This window comes from Cytobacillus sp. GQ23 (assembly GCF_059758675.1).
Window position 1 is genome coordinate 1 of the sequence record NZ_JCAXER010000025.1, and the last position, 20,916, is coordinate 20,916.

General features: G+C 42.2%; 16 protein-coding genes and 6 tRNA genes. 18 read left to right on the forward strand and 4 right to left on the reverse strand.

Features of this window, described 5'->3' with window-relative positions; genetic code table 11:
* Positions 1-160: 160 nt before the first annotated feature.
* The 6 genes from AC6CHU_RS19300 to AC6CHU_RS19325 all read left to right on the forward strand — a co-directional run bounded on the left by AC6CHU_RS19300 (position 161) and on the right by AC6CHU_RS19325 (position 665).
* Positions 161-236, forward strand: a tRNA-Phe gene (locus AC6CHU_RS19300).
* A gap of 13 nt (positions 237-249) precedes the next feature.
* A tRNA-Gly gene (locus AC6CHU_RS19305) sits at positions 250-323 on the forward strand.
* A gap of 4 nt (positions 324-327) precedes the next feature.
* Positions 328-404 (forward strand) — tRNA-Ile (locus AC6CHU_RS19310).
* Between the two features lie 14 nt (positions 405-418).
* Positions 419-493: transfer RNA gene (locus AC6CHU_RS19315), tRNA-Asn, on the forward strand.
* 5 nt (positions 494-498) lie between these two features.
* Positions 499-589: transfer RNA gene (locus AC6CHU_RS19320), tRNA-Ser, on the forward strand.
* 4 nt (positions 590-593) lie between these two features.
* Positions 594-665, forward strand: a tRNA-Glu gene (locus AC6CHU_RS19325).
* A gap of 73 nt (positions 666-738) precedes the next feature.
* Here the strand turns inward: AC6CHU_RS19325 and AC6CHU_RS19330 are convergent.
* Positions 739-936: a hypothetical protein gene (locus AC6CHU_RS19330; RefSeq protein WP_159869779.1), complete on the reverse strand. Its 198-nt coding sequence runs from the start codon at positions 934-936 to the stop codon at positions 739-741.
* Between the two features lie 223 nt (positions 937-1,159).
* Between AC6CHU_RS19330 and glgB the strand changes: the two genes are divergently transcribed.
* The 5 genes from glgB to AC6CHU_RS19355 are packed head-to-tail and all read left to right on the forward strand — an operon-like array spanning position 1,160 to position 9,128.
* Positions 1,160-3,106 carry a 1,4-alpha-glucan branching enzyme gene (gene glgB / locus AC6CHU_RS19335; RefSeq protein WP_159869782.1) on the forward strand — a complete coding sequence of 649 codons (1,947 nt, stop codon included), beginning with the start codon at positions 1,160-1,162 and terminating at the stop codon, positions 3,104-3,106.
* Entirely contained in the window at positions 3,048-4,193 is a 1,146-nt protein-coding gene (locus AC6CHU_RS19340) for a glucose-1-phosphate adenylyltransferase (protein WP_159869785.1), read from the forward strand. The genes glgB and AC6CHU_RS19340 overlap by 59 nt, the downstream gene beginning before the upstream one ends.
* A 54-nt stretch (positions 4,194-4,247) precedes the next feature.
* The gene (locus tag AC6CHU_RS19345) at positions 4,248-5,276 is read left to right on the forward strand and encodes a GlgC family sugar phosphate nucleotidyltransferase (protein WP_251284584.1); all 1,029 of its coding nucleotides are present in this window, start codon (positions 4,248-4,250) and stop codon (positions 5,274-5,276) included.
* Complete coding sequence (gene glgA / locus AC6CHU_RS19350) at positions 5,273-6,724, forward strand: glycogen synthase GlgA (protein ID WP_251284585.1); 1,452 nt, start codon at positions 5,273-5,275, stop codon at positions 6,722-6,724. The genes AC6CHU_RS19345 and glgA overlap by 4 nt, the downstream gene beginning before the upstream one ends.
* Positions 6,714-9,128 (forward strand): glycogen/starch/alpha-glucan phosphorylase, encoded by a 2,415-nt coding sequence (locus AC6CHU_RS19355; RefSeq protein WP_498122612.1) that lies wholly within the window; start codon positions 6,714-6,716, stop codon positions 9,126-9,128. Before glgA ends, AC6CHU_RS19355 begins: the two co-directional genes overlap by 11 nt.
* Positions 9,129-9,508: 380 nt before the next feature.
* Here the strand turns inward: AC6CHU_RS19355 and AC6CHU_RS19360 are convergent, their stop codons facing one another.
* Positions 9,509-10,345: a dimethylarginine dimethylaminohydrolase family protein gene (locus tag AC6CHU_RS19360; RefSeq protein ID WP_498122613.1), complete on the reverse strand. Its 837-nt coding sequence runs from the start codon at positions 10,343-10,345 to the stop codon at positions 9,509-9,511.
* Positions 10,346-10,501: 156 nt separating this feature from the next.
* Here AC6CHU_RS19360 and AC6CHU_RS19365 point away from each other — a divergent pair, with 156 nt between their 5' ends.
* Complete coding sequence (locus tag AC6CHU_RS19365) at positions 10,502-10,714, forward strand: hypothetical protein (RefSeq protein ID WP_048011093.1); 213 nt, start codon at positions 10,502-10,504, stop codon at positions 10,712-10,714.
* Between the two features lie 65 nt (positions 10,715-10,779).
* Here the strand turns inward: AC6CHU_RS19365 and AC6CHU_RS19370 are convergent, their stop codons facing one another.
* Positions 10,780-11,535, reverse strand: a complete 756-nt coding sequence (locus AC6CHU_RS19370; protein ID WP_159869800.1) for a TraR/DksA C4-type zinc finger protein — start codon at positions 11,533-11,535, stop codon at positions 10,780-10,782.
* A 284-nt stretch (positions 11,536-11,819) separates the two neighbouring features.
* Positions 11,820-12,752 (reverse strand): 1,4-dihydroxy-2-naphthoate polyprenyltransferase, encoded by a 933-nt coding sequence (locus tag AC6CHU_RS19375; protein WP_159869803.1) that lies wholly within the window; start codon positions 12,750-12,752, stop codon positions 11,820-11,822.
* A 396-nt stretch (positions 12,753-13,148) separates the two neighbouring features.
* Here AC6CHU_RS19375 and AC6CHU_RS19380 point away from each other — a divergent pair, with 396 nt between their 5' ends.
* From AC6CHU_RS19380 to menC, 6 genes are all read left to right on the forward strand, one after another.
* Positions 13,149-14,558: an isochorismate synthase gene (locus tag AC6CHU_RS19380; protein ID WP_159869806.1), complete on the forward strand. Its 1,410-nt coding sequence runs from the start codon at positions 13,149-13,151 to the stop codon at positions 14,556-14,558.
* On the forward strand, positions 14,555-16,300 hold the full coding sequence (gene menD, locus AC6CHU_RS19385) for a 2-succinyl-5-enolpyruvyl-6-hydroxy-3-cyclohexene-1-carboxylic-acid synthase (protein WP_498122614.1): 1,746 nt from the start codon (positions 14,555-14,557) through the stop codon (positions 16,298-16,300). The genes AC6CHU_RS19380 and menD overlap by 4 nt, the downstream gene beginning before the upstream one ends.
* Positions 16,301-16,306: 6 nt before the next feature.
* On the forward strand, positions 16,307-17,152 hold the full coding sequence (menH, locus tag AC6CHU_RS19390) for a 2-succinyl-6-hydroxy-2,4-cyclohexadiene-1-carboxylate synthase (protein ID WP_498122615.1): 846 nt from the start codon (positions 16,307-16,309) through the stop codon (positions 17,150-17,152).
* Positions 17,153-17,228: 76 nt separating this feature from the next.
* Positions 17,229-18,050: a 1,4-dihydroxy-2-naphthoyl-CoA synthase gene (gene menB / locus AC6CHU_RS19395; protein ID WP_159869815.1), complete on the forward strand. Its 822-nt coding sequence runs from the start codon at positions 17,229-17,231 to the stop codon at positions 18,048-18,050.
* 87 nt (positions 18,051-18,137) lie between these two features.
* On the forward strand, positions 18,138-19,625 hold the full coding sequence (locus AC6CHU_RS19400; protein ID WP_498122616.1) for an o-succinylbenzoate--CoA ligase: 1,488 nt from the start codon (positions 18,138-18,140) through the stop codon (positions 19,623-19,625).
* Between the two features lies 1 nt (position 19,626).
* Positions 19,627-20,733, forward strand: coding sequence for an o-succinylbenzoate synthase (gene menC / locus AC6CHU_RS19405; RefSeq protein ID WP_159869821.1), 1,107 nt, complete (start codon positions 19,627-19,629; stop codon positions 20,731-20,733).
* Positions 20,734-20,916: the final 183 nt, after the last annotated feature.

Here is a 20,916-nt window from a genome sequence, read left to right on the forward strand (position 1 = left end):
TAAAAGAAAGTTTGGCTCAGTAGCTCAGTCGGTAGAGGATTTTAAAAGAATGCAGCTGCGAAGCATTTCATCATCGAATAGCATGCTTTTAAAATCTGCGACAAAGAACGCAGGGCTTTGAAGCACATTTATTTAGATTTAGGGATATAATATTATTTTTGGCTCAGTAGCTCAGTCGGTAGAGCAAAGGACTGAAAATCCTTGTGTCGGCGGTTCGATTCCGTCCTGAGCCACCATTTTAGACCTTATGCGGGTGTAGTTTAGTGGTAAAACCTCAGCCTTCCAAGCTGATGATGAGGGTTCGATTCCCTTCACCCGCTCCAAAATGGGCCTATAGCTCAGCTGGTTAGAGCGCACGCCTGATAAGCGTGAGGTCGATGGTTCGAGTCCATTTAGGCCCACCATTTTATATTATTGTTCCGCAGTAGCTCAGTGGTAGAGCATTCGGCTGTTAACCGAACGGTCGTAGGTTCGAATCCTACCTGCGGAGCCATATATGGGGAAGTACTCAAGTGGCTGAAGAGGCGCCCCTGCTAAGGGTGTAGGTCGGGTAACCGGCGCGAGGGTTCAAATCCCTCCTTCTCCGCCATATTGGCCCCTTGGTCAAGCGGTTAAGACACCGCCCTTTCACGGCGGTAACACGGGTTCGAATCCCGTAGGGGTCATACAAAAAAGCTGTCAACTAATTGTTGGCAGCTTTTTTGTTGTTTTCATTTTGTGATACATGCCATCTTCAATTTAATCAAATTTTTCTTCTTTCCCGCTTAATTTATTGCCGGGATTATTCAAATCGATATCAGAAGATATTCCTGTATAAGGGCCCCTAAACATATCACCAGTGGCCAGAATCTTACCATCCGGTGCTTCAAATAGTGGAATCTTTATTTCATCCCTGGATGCCTCATTCAATAAAAACTCCTCTTCCTTATTGCTCAAAATATTATTCTCCTTTCATTTTCGGTTTGCAGACTTTGTTATATTTTGTCTAAGTTTACCGGAGATTATGTCGAAGTCTGTTAATCTGAGTCAGATGCTGTCGGTTGTTAGCGGAATATGAACGATACTGTCATAAAATTAAAAAAACTTTTACAAGGGATTTTCTCAGGTTCGGCGAATATAACAGGAAAGTCAAAAGAAACGAGACTAGGTGGGGAGAAGGATGGTAGTGGATACTTTGTTGCCAACCGATTATCAACTGCATTTGTTCCATGAAGGGACTCTCTATGAGAGTCACCAGTTATTTGGTGCACATGTAATTTCAAACGGTGAAACAGTAATTACCCGTTTTTGTGTGTGGGCACCGAATGCTGAAATTATCAGATTAGTCGGTGATTTTAATGATTGGAATGGAGAAGGCTATACCTTACATAGAGTGAATAATGAAGGTGTCTGGGTTATTCAGCTTGATGGAAACATGGAAGGTGCCTTGTATAAGTACGAAATTACAACAAAGAAAGGAGATAAGCAATTAAAGGCTGATCCTTATAGCTTTTTTTCAGAAGTAAGGCCAAATACAGCCTCTAAAGTTTATTCGCTGGACGGATATAAGTGGAATGACAGCAAATGGATGCAAAAGAAAGAAAAGAAGCCTATATTCACAGAGCCTGCGGTCATTTATGAGGTCCACTTGGGTTCGTGGAAGCTAAAAGAATCTGGGAGCCTGTATACGTACAGGGAGCTTGCAGATGAATTAATCCCTTATGTGGTAGAGCACGGGTTTACTCATATAGAAATGCTTCCTCTAATTGAGCACCCGCTCGACGCTTCATGGGGGTATCAGGGAACAGGCTATTACTCGATTACAAGCCGTTACGGGAATCCGCATGATTTTATGTATTTTGTTGATCAATGCCACCAGCATGGTATAGGCGTCATCATGGACTGGGTACCGGGGCACTTCTGCAAAGATGCTCATGGCCTTTACCAGTTTGATGGTTCGCACCTGTATGAGTATGAAACAGAAGGCGACAGAGAGAACCGTGTATGGGGGACCGCTAATTTTGATCTCAGCAAAAATGAAGTTCAAAGCTTTCTTATCTCCAACGCTGTTTTTTGGATGGAGAAGTATCATATTGACGGCTTCCGGGTTGATGCCGTGGCTAATATTATCTACTGGCCTAACCGGGATGGAAAGACAGAAAATCCTTTCGGCACCCGCTTCCTGCAAAACTTAAATAAAGTTGTATCCCAATATGACTCTTCCTTTCTAATGATGGCAGAGGATTCAACAGACTGGCCGCAAGTGACTGCACCAGTCCATTATGGGGGGCTGGGCTTTCATTATAAGTGGAACATGGGCTGGATGAATGATGTCCTTACATATATGGAAACAGCGCCTGAGAGGCGATCTGATGTCCATGGGAAAATGACATTTTCACTTTTGTATGCTTTTACTGAAAACTTCATTCTGCCTTTTTCACATGATGAAGTTGTCCATGGAAAAAAATCGCTGCTTGATAAAATGCCGGGAGATTACTGGCAAAAGTTTGCCCAATACAGGCTCCTGCTAGGCTATATGATGGCCCACCCGGGCAAGAAGCTGCTATTCATGGGGAGTGAGCTTGGGCAGTTTTCCGAATGGAAAGATAAAGCCCAGCTTGATTGGCACCTGCTGGATTACGAGATGCATAAAAAAGCAAATGATTATGTGAAAGATTTAATAAAGGTTTATAAACGTTCAAAGCCTCTTTTTGAGCTTGATCACCTTCAGGATGGCTTTGAATGGATAGATTGTCATAATTCACACCAATCCATTTTTTCCTTTATCAGGAAAGGCTCTAAAGAGGAAGATTATCTGGTGATTGTCTGCAATTTCACACCTGCTGTATATCCTAAATATCGTATAGGTGTTCCAAATATGGGATCTTATCGGGAAATACTCAACAGTGACAGTGATAGCTTTGGAGGAGCAAATTGCACCAACAAAAGGGTCCTTAGGAGTGAGGATAAAGAGTTTCATGGCAAGCCATTCAGTTTGGAAATGTCCATTCCGCCATTTGGCATTTCAATATTACGCCCTGTAAAACATCGGAAGGAGAGGAAGGAAAATGGGAAAGAAAAAGTGCGTCGCAATGCTATTAGCAGGAGGAAAGGGGAGCAGGCTTAGTTCTCTGACAAAAAGTCTGGCCAAACCGGCAGTTCCTTTTGGAGGTAAGTATAGAATCATTGATTTTACACTGAGCAATTGCACCAATTCAGGAATTGATACAGTCGGTGTTCTGACACAATACCAGCCGCTTGTTCTGAATTCGTACATTGGCATAGGCAGTGCATGGGATCTTGATAGAAGGAACGGCGGCGTGACAGTGCTGCCTCCTTACAGCGAATCATCGGAAGTCAAATGGTATACAGGTACTGCCAGTGCCATTTATCAAAACCTTAACTATCTAAAGCAGTATGACCCTGAATATGTCCTGATCTTATCAGGTGATCATATTTATAAAATGAATTATGACCTGATGTTGAATTATCATATTGAAAAAGGTGCAGATGCCACTATATCTGTTATTGAAGTGCCATGGCCGGAGGCAAGCAGGTTCGGCATCATGAACACGGATGAAGAGATGCGGGTCGCAGAATTTGATGAAAAGCCAGCTTATCCAAAAAATAATCTGGCCTCCATGGGAATATATATTTTTAATTGGTCTGTTTTAAAGGAATATTTGGAAATGGATGACCGCAATCCGGAATCAAGTCATGACTTTGGAAAGGATATTATTCCATTAATGCTAGATGAAAATAAAAAGCTGTTCGCATACCCGTTTAATGGCTATTGGAAGGATGTTGGCACAGTTAAAAGCTTGTGGGAAGCAAATATGGATTTACTTGATGATGAATGCGAGCTGAATCTATTTGATCATGATTGGCGGATTTATTCTGTGAATCCGAACCACCCTCCACAATATATTTCAACTCAAGCAGAGGTTGCAGAGTCTTTGATAAATGAAGGCTGTACGGTTGAGGGAGAAGTTGAAAAGTCAGTGCTGTTTCAAGGCGTTCTGGTTGGGAAGAATACGGTGATCCGTGAATCGGTCATCATGCCGGATGCTGTAATAGGTGAAAATGTTTATATTGAGAAGGCGATTGTGCCAAGCGGAATGAACATACCTGATGGCATCGTAATTACTGCCTCCGAAGAGGATGAAGAAATTATTCTGATAACAGAGGAAATGATAGAGGGAATTTGTTCTTAATTTTACAGCTGGATGCCAAAATGGCTACTGGCCAATTAAACGGGAGGGAATGTCATGAAGAAGAAAATGCTTGGTGTAATAGACGCAACAACCTATCATGAAGATTTAGAGGAATTGACAGTACATAGGTCGCTCGCAGCTGTTCCGTTTGCAGGCCGGTATAGGCTGATCGATTTTGTTCTCTCTAATATGGTCAATTCGGATATTGAAAGTGTTGCCATATTTCCAAAGTATCAGTACCGCTCCTTAATGGACCATCTTGGTTCCGGGAAGAACTGGGACTTAAACAGAAAGAGAGATGGGCTATTCTTTTTCCCATCGCCTTTGCTGGATAGCCCAAGTAAGGGGATCGGATCTTTTCATCACTTTGCTGCTAATTTGGATTATTTTTACCGAAGCAAGCAGGAGTATGCACTGATCTCAAATTGTTTTACCGTTTTTAATATGGATTTCAGGCCTGTTCTGGATAAGCATATTATGACGGGGTGTGATATTACAGTTGTTCGCCAGGATGGCCGCTCTCTTGAAATGTACCTTGTAAAAACTTCACTGCTTATTAGTTTAATAGAAAATAGAAACGAAACAGGATACACATGCATGAGTGATGTTGTGACAGATATTCACCATTCGTACACGATATGCAATTATGAATATACTGGTTTGGCTGTTATGATTGATTCCATTGAAAATTATTTTGCAGCCAGCATGGGGCTATTGGAGCCGGAGGCATGGAAAAGTATTTTTCTGCGCAGCCAGCCAATTTATACAAAAGTAAAAGATGAACCGCCAACCCGATATGTGAAAGGTGCGAGCGCAAAGAATTCGATGATTGCAAATGGATGCATGATTGAAGGGACAGTTGAGAATAGCATAATTTCCCGCGGGGTCAAAATTGGCAAGGGATCAGTTGTGAGAAATTGTATAATTATGCAAAAAACGCAAATTGGTGAAAACTGTGTTTTAGACTCTGTTATTTTAGATAAAGATGTTAAGGTAGAATCCGGTGCCAGAATTGAGGGAAGACATGAAATGCCTCTGGTAATTCGCAAGGGTACCGTACAAGGAGCGCTGATGAACTCGTGAAAGTATTATTTGCTGTATCTGAATGTGTTCCATTCGTCAAATCCGGGGGTCTTGCCGACGTAGCCGGTTCACTCCCGAAAGAGCTTGCCAAACAGGGTACTGACGTACGAGTGATTCTTCCCAAATATGGCTCCATTTCAGATGATATTAAAAAGAAAATGTCAAAAAAGTGCGAGTTTACAGTTCAGGTAGGCTGGAGAAATCAGTATTGCGGAATTGAAGAACTTAAGCACCAGGGAATTACATTCTATTTTGTGGATAATGAATATTACTTTAAGCGTGAAAAATTATATGGCTATTATGATGATGGGGAGAGGTTTGCCTATTTTAACCGGGCTGTGCTGGATGCTCTGCAGCATATTGATTACTATCCGGATGTTATTCACAGTCATGATTGGCATACCGGGATGATTCCTTTTCTGCTCAGGGTTGAGTATCGGGCAAAAAAGGGGTATGAATTCATTCGGACAGTCTTCACCATTCATAACCTTCAGTTTCAGGGGATTATGCCAGGGGCTGCTTTAGGCGATCTATTAGGACTTGACTATATCCATTTTCATCCAGATAAGCTTGAATTCTTCGGAAATATTAATTTTATGAAGGGCGGGCTTGTTGCTGCTGATAAAATTACTACAGTCAGCCCTACGTATAAAAATGAAATTCAAACAGAGTATTACGGTGAGAAGCTGCATGATTTGCTAAAGCGCAGGGCTTGTGACCTGGAAGGAATCTTAAATGGGATTGATGATGAATTTTATAGTCCCGAGAAGGATCCATACATAAAAGAGAATTATGCCGCTGAACACCTGAAGATAAAAAAAGAGAATAAAGTTCACCTTCAGAAAAAATTCGGCTTGCCTGTGAAGGAAAAGGTTCCATTAATCGCCATGGTTACGAGGCTGACAAAGCAAAAGGGCCTGGATCTTGTAAAATGTGTGTTCCACGAACTTATGCAGGATGATGTCCAAGTTTTAATTCTGGGAACTGGTGATCCTGAGTTTGAGCAATTTTTCAGGGAGATGGAAGCGGGCTATCCAGAAAAATGCAAAGCATATATTGGGTTTGATGAAGGCCTGGCACATGAATTCTACGCAGGGTCCGACTTATTCTTAATGCCTTCACAATTTGAGCCCTGCGGTTTAGGGCAGATGATTGCGATGAGATATGGATCCATTCCCATCGTCAGGGAAACAGGCGGTTTAAATGATACTGTTCACTCTTACAATGAATATACAGGTGAGGGGAACGGTTTTTCCTTCAGCCATTTTAATGCCCATGATATGCTGTTCACCATTCAAAGAGCAATTAGCTTTTATAGTGACAGCAAAATATGGGAGCAGATTATGAAAAATGCGATGGGGATGGATAACAGCTGGGCACAATCTGCTTTCAAATACAATCAGCTATATGCAGGCCTTGTTTCAAGGAGTGAAAGTCATGTTTTCTGATAAAGATGAGTTCAAAGAGGAATTTCTGAAGAAACTGGAGATGACCTGTGGAAAAAGCTTTGGCGAAAGCACTGAAAGAGATCAATACTTCACTCTTGGAAATATGATCAGGGAACATGTGAGCACAGAGTGGATTAATACAAATGAGCGTTACCGCATCGATCGTGAAAAGCAGGTATATTACTTATCCATCGAGTTTTTATTGGGGCGCCTTCTTCATCATAATCTGATAAACCTGGGAATTGAGGAGATTGTAAAAGATGGCCTGGCAGATCTGGGCATTGACCTTAATCGCCTTGAAGAAATCGAAGCAGATGCAGGGCTTGGAAACGGGGGACTGGGACGTCTGGCGGCTTGCTTTATGGACTCGCTGGCATCCTTAAACCTTCCCGGTCATGGATTTGGGATTCGTTATAAGCATGGCTTATTTGAACAGAAAATTGTGGATGGCTATCAGGTGGAGCTTCCGGAGCAGTGGCTTCGGAACGGCCATGTCTGGGAAGTTCGAAAAGCCGACCTGGCAATTGAAGTTCCTTTTTGGGGGAAAGTCGAAACAGCTGAGGAAAACGGCAGGCTTGTGTTCCGCCATGTGAATGCTGAAACAATTTCGGCTGTCCCTTACGATATGCCTGTCGTTGGGTATAAAACAGATACAATTAACACTCTAAGGCTTTGGAATGCTGAGCCATCTCCTTATCCTGTAAATCATGATATTTTAAAATATAAGCGGGAAACTGAATCTGTTTCCGAGTTTCTCTATCCTGATGATACCCATGATGAGGGAAAGATTCTTCGGCTTAAGCAGCAATATTTTCTTGTTTCGGCCAGTATACGTTCCATTGTACGATCATATCGAAAGCAGCATACTAGTTTAAGAGATTTCCATGAACACGTGAGCATTCATATTAATGATACTCATCCGGTTCTTGCTATTCCTGAACTTATGAGAATCCTGCTGGATGAAGAAGGAATGGGCTGGGAGGAAGCCTGGAATATTACGGTCCGGACGATAGCCTATACGAATCATACAACTCTTTCAGAGGCGTTGGAGAAATGGCCTATCCGCATTTTCCAGCCGCTGCTGCCGCGAATTTATATGATTGTGAATGAAATCAATGAACGTTTTTGCCGCGAGCTTTGGGACAGATATCCGGGTGAATGGAAGCGGATTGAGGATATGGCAATCATCGCACATGACCAGGTTAAGATGGCTCACCTTGCTCTTGTCGGCAGTTCCAGTGTTAATGGTGTGGCCGCACTCCATACAGAAATCTTAAAAAAGAGGGAAATGAATCAGTTTTATGAAATATTCCCGGAAAAATTTAATAATAAAACCAATGGGATTACACATAGAAGATGGCTGCTGAAAGCCAATCCGCTTTTATCTGATCTTATTAATGAGAGCATTGGGGCTGGCTGGATTCTGGAACCGGAGAAACTTCGCGAACTGGCAGATTTTAAGAATGATAGGGTCTTCCTTGAGCAGCTGCATCAGGTTAAGCAATTGAACAAAGAAAGATTAGCGAAGCGCATTCTGGAACAGCAGGGTATTGTGGTTGATACATCTTCCATTTTTGATATTCAGGTTAAGCGTCTGCATGCATACAAGCGCCAGCTGTTAAATATTCTTCATGTTATTCATTTATATAATAGGCTAAAGGAAGATTCAGACTTCCACATGCACCCGCGGACATTTATTTTTGGAGCAAAAGCATCCCCTGGCTATTACTATGCAAAGAAAATCATCAAATTAATTAATACCGTTGCATCTAAAGTAAACAATGATCCGCAGACAAATGATGTTTTAAAGCTGATCTTTCTTGAGAATTACCGGGTTTCGCTTGCTGAGGAAATTTTTCCTGCTGCAGATATCAGCGAGCAGATTTCTACAGCAAGCAAGGAAGCTTCCGGTACTGGCAATATGAAATTCATGATGAATGGCGCCCTGACAGTAGGCACACTGGATGGAGCCAATATTGAGATAAAAGAAAAAGCTGGAGATGACAACATCTTTATCTTTGGATTAACAGCAGATGAGGTCCTCAGCTATTATCAAAATGGCGGATATAACTCGAGGGAGTACTATCACCATGATAAGCGAATCCGTCAGGTGACCGATCAGCTCGTAAATGGATTCTTCCCGGATGCCGATGATGAGTTTGAGCCCATTTTTGATTCACTGCTGATGGAAAATGACCAATACTTTGTATTGCGGGATTTTGCTTCGTATGTCAATATCCAGAAAGAAGCAGGTAAGGCTTATGAAAATCGGGATCATTGGCTGAAAATGAGCTTAATGAACATTGCCGGGTCAGGCTATTTTTCTAGCGACCGCACCATCAGTGAATATGCCCGGGAAATCTGGAAAATTAAAGCCGCTGGTGTTGAGATGATGAATAAGTAGCAAGAAGAACAGCCCTTCATGTGAGAAGAGGCTGTTTTTTTGTTTGAGTAGAATAAAGCTCACAATTAAGTATTCAAGAGAGTATGGGAGTTTTTCAGTGCTGATAAAGACCAAAAAGAAAGCGTACAAGAGAGGGTGGGGATTAAATGGATGGATTGAGATGACCAGAAGGAAATGTGGGTGAATCGGGAGGAATAGTGCCCAATAAGAAGCTGTCCCAGGAAAAAAGGGAGTTTACCGGGTGGAATAACTCCCAAACTGAATGTGCTTCAGAAAAAAGGGAGTTAATCACAAGAATTAACTCCAAAACGGCAGTTTTCCATTAGACATTACTAGCACATAATAAAAAAGCGGATTCCAAGGAATTCGAAGCTGGTAACCTATCCTTTACTCCTTCTAACCGGCATCGTACAGCAGCGGAAGGCTCCGCCTGATTTGATGATTTCCGTGATATCTACCTCGATAACCTCGTAGCCTCTAGCCTTCAGCTCTTTATTAACATTTTTATTGACGGGAAGACTAAATACTTTTTTATTGCCAATGGAGAGGACATTTGTTCCGAGTGTGAATTGCTCCTCTTCCGACACTTTTATTAGATCATAGCGTGATTCCAGCATTTTTACTTTTTCCCCGTGAATTTCTCCTGGAAAAATAAGAGCTTCTTCAGGTGAAATGATATTAAATACACAGTCAAGATGGAGATATGTATCAGTAAAGGGGATGGATATGACTTCATAATCAGGTATAAGGCTGCGAAGATGCTCAATCGCTTCTTCGTGGGTCCGGCTGCTTACTCCGGCGTAAATAGTATTGCCATCAATAAGAACATCGCCTCCTTCTATACGATCCCCCTTAAGATTGTAAAAAGGAACCTGATTCTTTTCCAGCCATTGTTTCAAAATATTTTCTTCTCCCTGGCGAATATCAGTACCCATTTCGGCAACATACACTGTTTCTCCGAGTGTGAACCCGATATCACGGGTAAAGACCTGCTCAGGGTATTTTTCAAACGGGGACAGAAGCACGACATCAATTCCTTCATTTTTTAATGCGCTGACGAAATGCCTGTGCTGCTCCATCGCCACATTGATATTAATTCCCTCTTTTTCATAATGCTTCTGCGTTTCATTAATGGTATCCACGATCGTCATGTACTTCGGTTCACATAATACCACTTGCTCGAGTTTGTCATATTCGGAAAAGCATGCTGCTTTCATGTATGCGGCCTCCCAGCAATTTATTCTTAAAATAATATTGCCTATGTGGAGCAGTTTTACTCTGTAAACCTAAAGTATTAACAATAATTTCCACTTCAAAAAAGGTTTAAAAACCCTGATAATGAAATCATTAGATAAAAAGGGGGTAGCTGTTAAATGTACCAGATCGAGAGAGGATCAATGGAAGAAGTTTTGCTGCATCTTCAGAATATTGGACTGCAATTAAATGAATTCGAGAAAACTAGTGATTCTATTCCGGTTAAAAATTATAAAGAACTGCTGGAATTCAGCATCTCCATTGCCCGCCGCACAAACGACGTTTCCGATACAATAGATGAGATTATCCAGGATATCGAATCCAAATTATAATAAATACGGGTATCTTATTTTGCCATTTGACATAAAAAAGCGATGCATCTGCATCGCTTTTACTTTTATTCCTTATCTTCATCCACATAGCCGTCAGTTTCATGATACGGCACATCACCGAAAGGCGCTTCGATATCATTTTCATCCAGCACGGCTTCGTACTCTTCCTGTTTCTTGGAAGGATAGATTTTTCTCTCCTTGCCTTTAAGATCATTCCCGACAAATGTCTCATAATCTTCTGTAAACCCTTCGTCATCATGGCCTTCATTATAAAGGGAGTTATAATCTTCATAGTCGCCCCTTAAATCAGAGGGTGTCTCAGAAGTGCCAAAACGGGCAACTTCCTGAAAGCTGTCTTCATTATCAACTACTTCCCTGAATTGATGATGCTGAAAGGTATTCCCATGTGCGGGCTCAAGCACATCTTCCTCAGCAGGGCGGTCTCCCGGCACGGTTTGCTCCGGACTATGATCTTTACAGTAAAGGGTTGCTGGAATCACTTCCAGCCGCTCGTAAGGAATATCAGAGCCGCACTCTTTGCATTTCCCGTATGAACCATCTTCAATTGCCTGAAGTGCTGCTTTCACTTTATTAAGCTCAGAGTCATGATGCTCTTCTAAAGCAAAATCCTTTTCGCGTTCGTAAAGTTCAGAACCCATATCTGCCGGATGGTTATCATAAATAGATAGCTCTCCTACTGAATCTCTGGCACTTGCACCCTCCAGACTGCCTTCTTTATTGCCTTGCAGCTGGGACTCCAGTGATTCCTTTTCATCATTCAATTCCTTTTTTAACCTGCTGATCTGTTCATTGGTCAACATATTATGTCACATCCTTGGTTTTGATGATATTGGTAAAAGCTGATCTGATAGTCAAGCCTATAATTAAGCCGAGCTCTGACAGTTTTACTCCGCTGGATATCAAATCTTAGTCCATATGGGTTTAGTATGGACGTAGTTTGCAAAATCATAACGGAAGAAATAATTTTACGGCTCTGCTCTTCCTTAAATAAAAAATACCCGTAAAAATTGGAATGAAACCAGGGTGACGATTTTGATGTTTTTTCCAACAAAAAACCCCTGCTATAAGAGCAGAGGTTTAATAATTATAAAAGATATCCGAGAAACAGGCCTACTGATAAAAGGAAGCCAAAAATTGTATTTGTCTGCGCTGTTGCTTTCATCGCGGGCATCATTTGCATCGGCAATGAGTTGCCGATAAAGCCTTTCGTTGCTTTAATGGCTTTGGGTGCACTAAGGACAACAATTGCAAGCCATGGTGTTATGAGATTCATACCGATTAATATGAAGACCCATGCATAGGACACGATAAACATGCCTGCAAGCAGGTTGATCGCTCCTTTTTTCCCTAAAAGAATGGCCAATGTTTTACGGCCGAATTCCTTGTCCCCATCCAGGTCTCTGATATTATTGGCCAGCAGAATGGCGCCAACAAGAATCAATATAGGGAAGGAAACTAACACGCTTGTTGCAGTTACAGTTCCTGCCTGGATATAAAAAGAAATAAGGATGATGAGCATGCCCATGAAAAATCCTGCAAATAATTCACCAAATGGTGTGTATGCGATCGGCAATGGACCGCCTGTATATAAATAACCTACTGCCATAGAGGCAAGTCCAATTGCTGCAATCCACCAGCTTGTGTTCATGCAAATATAAAAGCCAAGCAATATTGAAACCCCGTAAAGCCCAAAGGCCAAATTCAAGACCGTTTTTGGTTTGATTCCTTCACGGACAATCGCTCCGCCGATTCCAACAGATTCTTCCGTATCAAGACCTCTTTTGAAATCGTAATATTCGTTAAACATATTGGTAGCAGCCTGAATCAGCAGACTAGCTGCCAGCATGGCAAAAAACAGGCCAAAATTTATTTCGGTAAGTTCCATTGCAAGAGCTGTTCCAAGCAGAACCGGAACAAAAGCAGCGGTCAGAGTATGCGGCCGGGTCAGCTGCCACCAGACTCTCCAGTTCTTGGAGCTGGGAGCAGGCGGAAAATTGGTCTGTGCTTGTGGTTGCATAATAACTCTCCCCTTATTTATCTATTCTGTAATGGTATTATTCAATGCATCATTCAAACTTGTTTATTTTAACCGATTATCAGGGTATTGTCAAAGTAAGCCCTGTACGCCAAACTATACCAAACACCTTAAGTTTAGGTAATTAAAGCAGGAGTGTCAACGTATTATTGCCGTAAAATGTACCGGTATTTTCCATGTATGAATGAACGTTACAGGTATTTACAGTGAACCTGAGATTAATTGATATTATAGATGCAGAAAGTAAGCTATAATATAAAGGATACAAAAAGGAACAGCCTGATTGACATCATTGACATTCCTTGAATCACAGGTGTATCTTAGAATAAGTTTAAAGTAGGATAACGGCAATTTTCAGCTGTTATTGGAGGGATTTTTTTGGTTACGATACAAGATACGGAACTAAAAGAAGGGATCCAGGAGGCGATTGAGAGGGCTAAAGCTCTGTCAAAGCCTGTTTTAGTGAGCGAAGTGCAAAAAATAAACCATATAGACCCCCTTTCTTTTTATGCGGCAGGAAAGAGCCGTTTTTTTGGTGAACGCTTTTTCTGGAAGGATCCTTCCGGTGAAGCATATTTATTAGGGCTGGGTATTTGCAGGCAAATCCAGTCAGACGAGAGTACCGGCAGATTTGATCGAGTTGAAAAAGAATGGAAGCGTTTTATTAACAATAGTATAATTTTTAACCCTTATAATAACCATGCTACAGGGCCTGTGATGTTTGGCGGTTTTTCTTTTGACCCGATTAAGGAGAAAACAAAGCTTTGGTCGAAGTATTCCGATTCCCTTTTTCATGTGCCGACTTATATGTACAGTGAAATGAATGGACAGGCCTTTCTGACAACTAATGTAATCTGTACCCGGCATGATAGCGAGTCTCTTTTCGAAAAGATAGTGGCTGAAAGAAGCATGCTAATAGGTTCTATCAATGATTATCACCCTGAGTGTGCAAACAATCTACAGGAAGAAGCAGATATCAATCCTGAAAAATGGATGGAAACAGTAAATGAGGTTGTTGAAGAACTAAAGTCAGGAACTTCATTAAAAAAGGTTGTGCTTGCGAGGGAATCCAGGCTCAATTATGAAAAGCCGATTGAGATAGAAAGGGTTCTCCAGAATCTGATGAAAATGCAGAGTGAAAGCTTTATATTTGCGTTTGAATCGAACGGTGACTGCTTTATAGGAGCCTCACCTGAACGCCTTATAAAAAAATACGGAGAAAACGTATTTACAACTTGTCTTGCAGGTTCCATCCCCAGAGGCAAAACGGAAGAAGATGATCATATCCTTGGAGAAGCATTATTGCATGATCAGAAGAATTTGACTGAACATCAATATGTGGTTGATATGATAAAGGAAGCAATGGAAGAATCCTGCACAGAAGTTGAACTGCCAAATGAACCGCAGCTGATGAAGATGCGGGATATTCAGCATCTATATACTCCTGTAATAGGAAGAACTAAGGAAGATGCTTCACTGCTTGCTTTAGTCGACCGTCTTCACCCGACGCCTGCCCTTGGGGGCCTGCCTAAAAGAGAAGCAGTAGAAAAAATCAGAGAAGTAGAAGATCTCGATCGCGGCTTTTATGCTGCCCCATTAGGATGGATGGATTTTAGAGGAAATGGCGAGTTTGCTGTTGCAATAAGGTCTGGTCTTATTCAGGGGAATGAGGCCTCCTTATTTGCAGGCTGCGGAGTGGTACAGGATTCAAATGCCAAAAGCGAGTACCAGGAAACAAAGATTAAATTCCGGCCTATGCTTACGGCTCTTGGGGGTTATGAAAAATGAATCATCAGGAAGCTTTAACTTCATATATAGCCGCATTTGTGGCTGAATTAGTAAAAAGCGGGGTAGAGGATGTCGTGGTCAGTCCCGGCTCCCGTTCTACCCCAATGGCAATGGTAATGGCAGAGCATCCGGAGCTTCGTGTACATATTCATGTAGACGAGCGTTCGGCTGCCTTTTTTGCGTTAGGGCTTGCTAAAGCATCCAAAAAACCTGCAGCTTTACTGTGTACGTCCGGAACGGCTGCAGCTAATTACTACCCTGCCATTGTGGAAGCCCGGTATTCCAGAGTGCCGCTCATTGTGCTTACCGCGGACCGGCCTCATGAACTGAGGGATGTAGGCGCTCCACAGGCAATCGATCAAATTCATTTATATGGTAATAATGTAAAGTGGTTTGTTGAGATGGCTCCTCCTGAGAAATCAGAAGAAATGCTTCGATATGCCCGAGCGGTATGTGCGAGAGCTGCCTCCGCCGCAATGAGTTCTCCTGCAGGGCCGGTTCACCTTAATTTTCCTTTCCGTGAACCGCTTGTTCCGCACTTGGATCGTGCTGATTTATTTGAGCTTAGTGAACGAACCGAAGGCTATGTAAATATTCAGGGTGGGAAACTTAGTTTGCCTATTGAAGAGTACAAAGAATTGGCAGAGGTTTTAAACTCCGCTAAAAGAGGGATTATAATCTGCGGTCAACTGGAAAAATCCGGCTTCCCCGATGCTGTTATTAGACTGGCGGAAAAGCTGAACTTTCCGGTCATTGCCGACCCATTATCACAGCTTAGAAGCGGACACCACGATGGCAGCTTCATTATAGATACATATGATACCTTTTTAAAAATTGACGATGCGAAAAAGGCTCTTAAGCCGGATGTTATTATACGCTTTGGTGCTATGCCTGTATCAAAGCCATTGTCCATTTTTATGAAAGAGAACAGCTCGGCTAGGCAAATTATTGTTGATGGAGGCGGAGGCTGGCGGGATCCTGCGCTGATCTCGACTGAAATGATTCATTGTGATGAGCTCCAGTTCTGCGAATCTGTCTTTCCATATCTCATTACCCCGAATAATGATGAATTCTTTGCACTGTGGAAAAAGATCAATGATCTTACAAGATTAAAGCTGGCAGATATTAAACAAGTAGAACAATTAAGCGAAGGGAAATTATTTTATCAGCTGGCTGAAATGCTTCCGGAAGGCTCAACCTTGTTTGTAGGGAATAGTATGCCTATACGTGATCTGGATACTTTCTTCCATGTTAATCAAAAAGGCATCAGAGTCATGGCCAACAGGGGGGCAAATGGCATTGATGGGACTGTATCAACTGCTTTGGGTGCCGGAATGTCGTCAAAGCCGCTCTATCTTGTGCTGGGGGATTTAACTTTTTTCCATGATTTAAATGGTTTAATCGCCTCTAAACAGTATGGAATTGATATCAATATATTGCTGATTAATAATAATGGAGGCGGAATCTTTTCATTCCTGCCTCAGGCCAATTTCCCCAATAACTTTGAGAAACTGTTCGGAACACCGCTGGATCTGGATTTCAGCCATGCCATTAAGATGTTTGGCGGCGAATATGATTTAATAACAGACTGGGAACATTTTCTTTCCGCCTTTAAACGGAACCTGGATAGACCTGGCTTGAAGGTAATGGAAATTACGACAAATCGGGACAGGAATTTAACTGAGCATCGAGAATTGTGGAATTCTGTTTCCCGGGAAATAAGTCGATTGCTGGAAGGGTGAATGCCGATGAAATATGTCATGAATGGAGTTCACTATCATGTCGATACGTGGGGGAAGGGATTTCCGCTCCTGCTTCTTCATGGCTTCACGGGAAATAGTGAGGGCTGGAAAGAGTTCGCTCCCTTCTGGGAAACCCATTCAAATGCCATTGCAATTGATATCATAGGTCACGGGAAATCTGGAACACCCTCTGATATTGGCCATTATCAAATAGAGGAATCTGCCGCTGTACTCAACAGTCTATTGGAAGAGATGGGAATCGGGAAAATTGATGTTCTTGGATACTCCATGGGAGGGCGGCTTGCGCTGACGTTTGCAGTTCAATATCCTGAAAAAGTCCGCACACTGGTTTTGGAAAGTGCTTCTCCAGGGCTTAAGACAAAAGAGGAGAGGCATGAAAGAAGAATTCAGGATGCCAGACTGGCTGACAGAATCAGGAAGGAAGGCATCGGGAAATTTATCAGATATTGGGAGGACATCCCTTTATTTGAAAGCCAGAAATATCTTCCTAATCAAATCCGCACAAGAATAAGAAACCAGCGTATGGCCAATTCTATTGAAGGTCTGGCGAACAGCCTGAATGGGATGGGCACAGGTTCACAGCCATCCTGGTGGGAAGAACTTGGTAATCTGACAATGCCAGTCCTTCTTTTGACCGGGGATCTGGACCTGAAATTCTGCAGAATTGCAAAAGAGATGTCGGAAGCTATGCCAAATGTTCAGTGGAAGTCCGTTAAAAATGCAGGACATGCAATTCATGTGGAGAAACCTGAATTATTTGGTACAATAGTAAGTGAGTTTTTGTCGCAATCAGGGGAGATTCATACAAATGCAGTAAAAATTGAGGAATGATGTCCTTTGCTGGCACAAAAACTGTGCGGCAATTATTGCGCTTTCTAATACAATACATATCGAGGAGGATTCATGTATGTCAGCTGTAGAATGGGTTGCAGGAAAAAAGTACGAAGAAATCATGTATGAAACATACAATGGAATTGCGAAAATTACCATTAATAGACCGCAAGTCCACAATGCCTTTACTCCAAGAACGGTAATGGAATTAATTGATGCATTTGCTTACGCGCGTGACGATGAAAATGTAGGTGTTATTGTTCTTACGGGTGCAGGAGACAAAGCGTTTTGTTCAGGAGGAGACCAGTCAGTTAGAGGACATGGCGGATATGTCGGGGATGACCAGATCCCTCGTTTAAATGTTTTGGATCTTCAGCGTTTAATCCGTGTTATTCCTAAGCCGGTTATTGCGATGGTAAAAGGATATGCAATTGGAGGAGGACATGTCCTTCATATCGTATGTGACTTAACAATTGCAGCTGATAACGCTGTATTTGGTCAAACAGGACCTAAAGTCGGAAGCTTCGATGCTGGTTACGGTTCAGGATATCTTGCAAGAATCGTCGGTCATAAGAAAGCTCGCGAAATTTGGTACCTGTGCCGCCAGTACGGTGCTCAGGAAGCATTGGATATGGGGCTGGTTAATACGGTTGTGCCGCTTGAGAAAGTGGAAGAAGAAACAATTAAGTGGTGTGAAGAAATCCTGGAGAAAAGCCCGACAGCTCTTCGCTTCTTGAAGGCTGCATTTAATGCTGACACGGATGGACTTGCTGGCATCCAGCAATTTGCCGGTGATGCAACTCTTTTATACTATACAACGGATGAAGCGAAAGAAGGCCGTGACGCATTTAAAGAAAAGCGCAAGCCGGACTTTGGGCAATTCCCGCGTTTCCCTTGATTTCGGGGGTGTTTTATCCTTCAGCTTGATGGCTAGCCCATCAGGCTGTTTTTATATGAAAAAAATCGCATGAAATGAGGTTTTACGATGGAAGCCCAAATAGTGCCGAATTTTCTTCAAAAGCGGGCCTTCTTAACACCCGAACGGCCAGCCCTTTCTTTTTTGGGAAAAACCTATACATTTTCCGAAGTATATGATCGTGCCTGCACGATAGCAGGGCAATTACAGGCCTCTGGATTAACCGGTGGCAAGTTTGCAGGTGTGCTCCTGAGAAATCATGAAGACACTGTTTTTATCCTTTTGGCTCTGCAGCTAATCAATGTTAAGGCCGTTATATTAAATAACAGGCTGACTGCCGAGGAATTAATCTGGCAGATGGATGATTCGAAGTCCGCTTTCCTATTAACTGAGAGTTCATTTGATGTGGTCAGCCGAAGGGTTGTAAGCTCCTTAGGCGGAATTACGGCGATACATAAAGAAGAACTCTTTAGGAAAGTTCCTGAAGATCCTTCATTAATAGAGGAATTAAATCTAAATGAGGTGTGTACTGTCATGTATACATCCGGTACAACGGGGAACCCGAAAGGTGTAATGCAAACATACGGGAATCACTGGTGGAGTGCAGTCGGTTCTGCATTAAATTTAGGGCTGAATGAAAACGACTGCTGGCTGTGTGCTGTTCCGATTTTTCATATTAGCGGCTATTCCATTTTAATGCGAAGCATCATCTACGGGATGAAAATGGTTCTTTTTGAATCTTTTCATGAGAAGAAAGCCATCAAGGCCATTTCCTGTGAAAAAGTGACCATAATGTCTGTTGTGAGTACAATGCTCACCAGAATGGCAGATGAACTAAAAGAAGACCGGCTGCCTGAATTTTTTAGATGTATGTTATTAGGGGGAGGGCCGGCAGCTAAATCTCTTCTTGAGGGTTGCAGGGAGAAGGGGATTCCTGTTTACCAGACTTATGGAATGACGGAAACTTCTTCACAGATTGTTACTCTGGCTCCGGAATACAGTTTCAGCAAATTGGGTTCGGCAGGTAAGCCTTTATTCCCTTCCCAGTTGAAAATTATTAATCCAAATGGGGACCCTGCGGATTCTGGAGAAGCGGGTGAAATACTTGTAAAAGGTCCGAATGTGACGAAAGGGTACTTAAACCGTGAAGAAGAAACTGTGAAAAAGTTAAAGGATGGCTGGCTCTCAACCGGAGATATTGGCTATGTTGATAACGAAGGCTTTTTATATGTACTTGATCGGCGGTCAGACCTAATTATTTCAGGCGGGGAAAATATTTATCCTGCTGAAATTGAAGGTGTTCTTTCTTCACACTCCCAAATCTCAGATGCAGGGGTGATTGGCATGAAAGACAAGGTTTGGGGTGAAGTGCCGGTCGCATTTGTTGCAGGAGAAGAAAGCCTGGATGTAAAAGAAGTGATTGAGTATTGTTTAGAGAAGCTGGCAAAATATAAAGTGCCTAAAAAGATTATCATGATAAATGAAGTTCCGAGGAATGCCTCAAAGAAGATATTAAGAAGGAAGCTTCGGGAACTGCTTGAAGAAAGCAGGAATTAACATGGATTTAAAAACAGTTACTTTGTATAAAATAGCTATGCCTCTAAAAACACCCTTTACCACTCATTTAGGAACTGTTAAGGACAGAGAGGGAATTATTGTTGAAGTAATGGATACAGAAGGAAGGAAGGGGTACGGGGAAGGAGTCGCTTTTTCTTCACCCTGGTATACAGAGGAAACAGTTGAGACGAGCTATCATGTGCTAAAGGACTTTCTGATTCCCATATTGCATAATGCCGATATAAAGCATCCTTCAGAAGCAGGACGTGTTTTTGATGCCCTGAGAAGAAATCAAATGGCGAAAGCAGCCTTGGAGACAGCTTTATGGGATTTGGCCGCCAAAAAAGAAGATATTTCTCTTTCGAAATTTATAGGCGGCAAGAGGGAGCAGATCCTGTCCGGCGTGGTTGTTGGCGCCAAAACAAACGAAGAAGTAAGAAAACAAATTGAAAACTTCCTGGAAAGAGGCTATCAAAGGGTCAAAATAAAAATAGGCCCCGAAAATGATTATGAATTGATTTCAGAAATCCGCCACTTTTATCCCGACCTGCCAATCATGGCTGATGCTAACTCGGCTTATTCATTGGATGATATAGACCGTTTAAAAAGGCTAGATGACTTCGGACTTATGATGATTGAACAGCCGCTTGAATACGATGATATAGTGGATCATGCAAAGCTTCAAAAGGAACTGGACACACCAATTTGCCTGGACGAAAGTATTGTCACCTTTCATGATGCCAGAAGAGCTGCAGATTTGGGGAGCTGTAAAGTAATCAATATTAAGATTGGCCGGGTTGGAGGTTTGGGAACAGCTAAAAAGATTCATGATTATTGCCTGGATAAAGGGATACATGTCTGGTGTGGGGGCATGCTCGAGTTCGGGATCTCACGAGCACATAATATTGCTCTGGCTTCTTTGGAGGGCTTTGCCATTCCCGGTGATATTTCGGAATCAAGCAGGTATTGGGAAGAAGACATTACTCTCCCTGAAGTCACCGTAAAAAACGGGATGATAAACGTTCCCGATAAACCGGGAATTGGTTTTGAGATTAATGAGAAAAGACTGGGAGAAGTTACAATCTTAAAGGAAAACTTTATCCTGTAGAAAAAATCCGCAGCTCTCTTTGGCAGAACTGCGGGTTAATGTTTAATTGCAAAAAAATAAGGCGCATTCGCAGCACCTATTATTATAAATTAAAGAGTAGTTTCATCTTTTAAAAATGTATCTTCTTTAAGGGCAAAGGAGCTTAATCCAGCTGCAGCAGCAAAAGCAGCCCCAAGCAAAATA

Coding starts and splice junctions, on each gene's coding strand:
- glgB (WP_159869782.1), top strand. CDS start 1,160: ATGGTAGTGGATACTTTGTTGCCAACCGATTATCAACTGCATTTGTTC.
- AC6CHU_RS19340 (WP_159869785.1), top strand. CDS start 3,048: ATGGGAAAGAAAAAGTGCGTCGCAATGCTATTAGCAGGAGGAAAGGGG.
- AC6CHU_RS19345 (WP_251284584.1), top strand. CDS start 4,248: ATGAAGAAGAAAATGCTTGGTGTAATAGACGCAACAACCTATCATGAA.
- AC6CHU_RS19355 (WP_498122612.1), top strand. CDS start 6,714: ATGTTTTCTGATAAAGATGAGTTCAAAGAGGAATTTCTGAAGAAACTG.
- AC6CHU_RS19360 (WP_498122613.1), bottom strand. CDS start 10,345: ATGAAAGCAGCATGCTTTTCCGAATATGACAAACTCGAGCAAGTGGTA.
- AC6CHU_RS19365 (WP_048011093.1), top strand. CDS start 10,502: ATGTACCAGATCGAGAGAGGATCAATGGAAGAAGTTTTGCTGCATCTT.
- AC6CHU_RS19370 (WP_159869800.1), bottom strand. CDS start 11,535: ATGTTGACCAATGAACAGATCAGCAGGTTAAAAAAGGAATTGAATGAT.
- AC6CHU_RS19375 (WP_159869803.1), bottom strand. CDS start 12,752: ATGCAACCACAAGCACAGACCAATTTTCCGCCTGCTCCCAGCTCCAAG.
- menD (WP_498122614.1), top strand. CDS start 14,555: ATGAATCATCAGGAAGCTTTAACTTCATATATAGCCGCATTTGTGGCT.
- menH (WP_498122615.1), top strand. CDS start 16,307: ATGAAATATGTCATGAATGGAGTTCACTATCATGTCGATACGTGGGGG.
- menB (WP_159869815.1), top strand. CDS start 17,229: ATGTCAGCTGTAGAATGGGTTGCAGGAAAAAAGTACGAAGAAATCATG.
- AC6CHU_RS19400 (WP_498122616.1), top strand. CDS start 18,138: ATGGAAGCCCAAATAGTGCCGAATTTTCTTCAAAAGCGGGCCTTCTTA.
- menC (WP_159869821.1), top strand. CDS start 19,627: ATGGATTTAAAAACAGTTACTTTGTATAAAATAGCTATGCCTCTAAAA.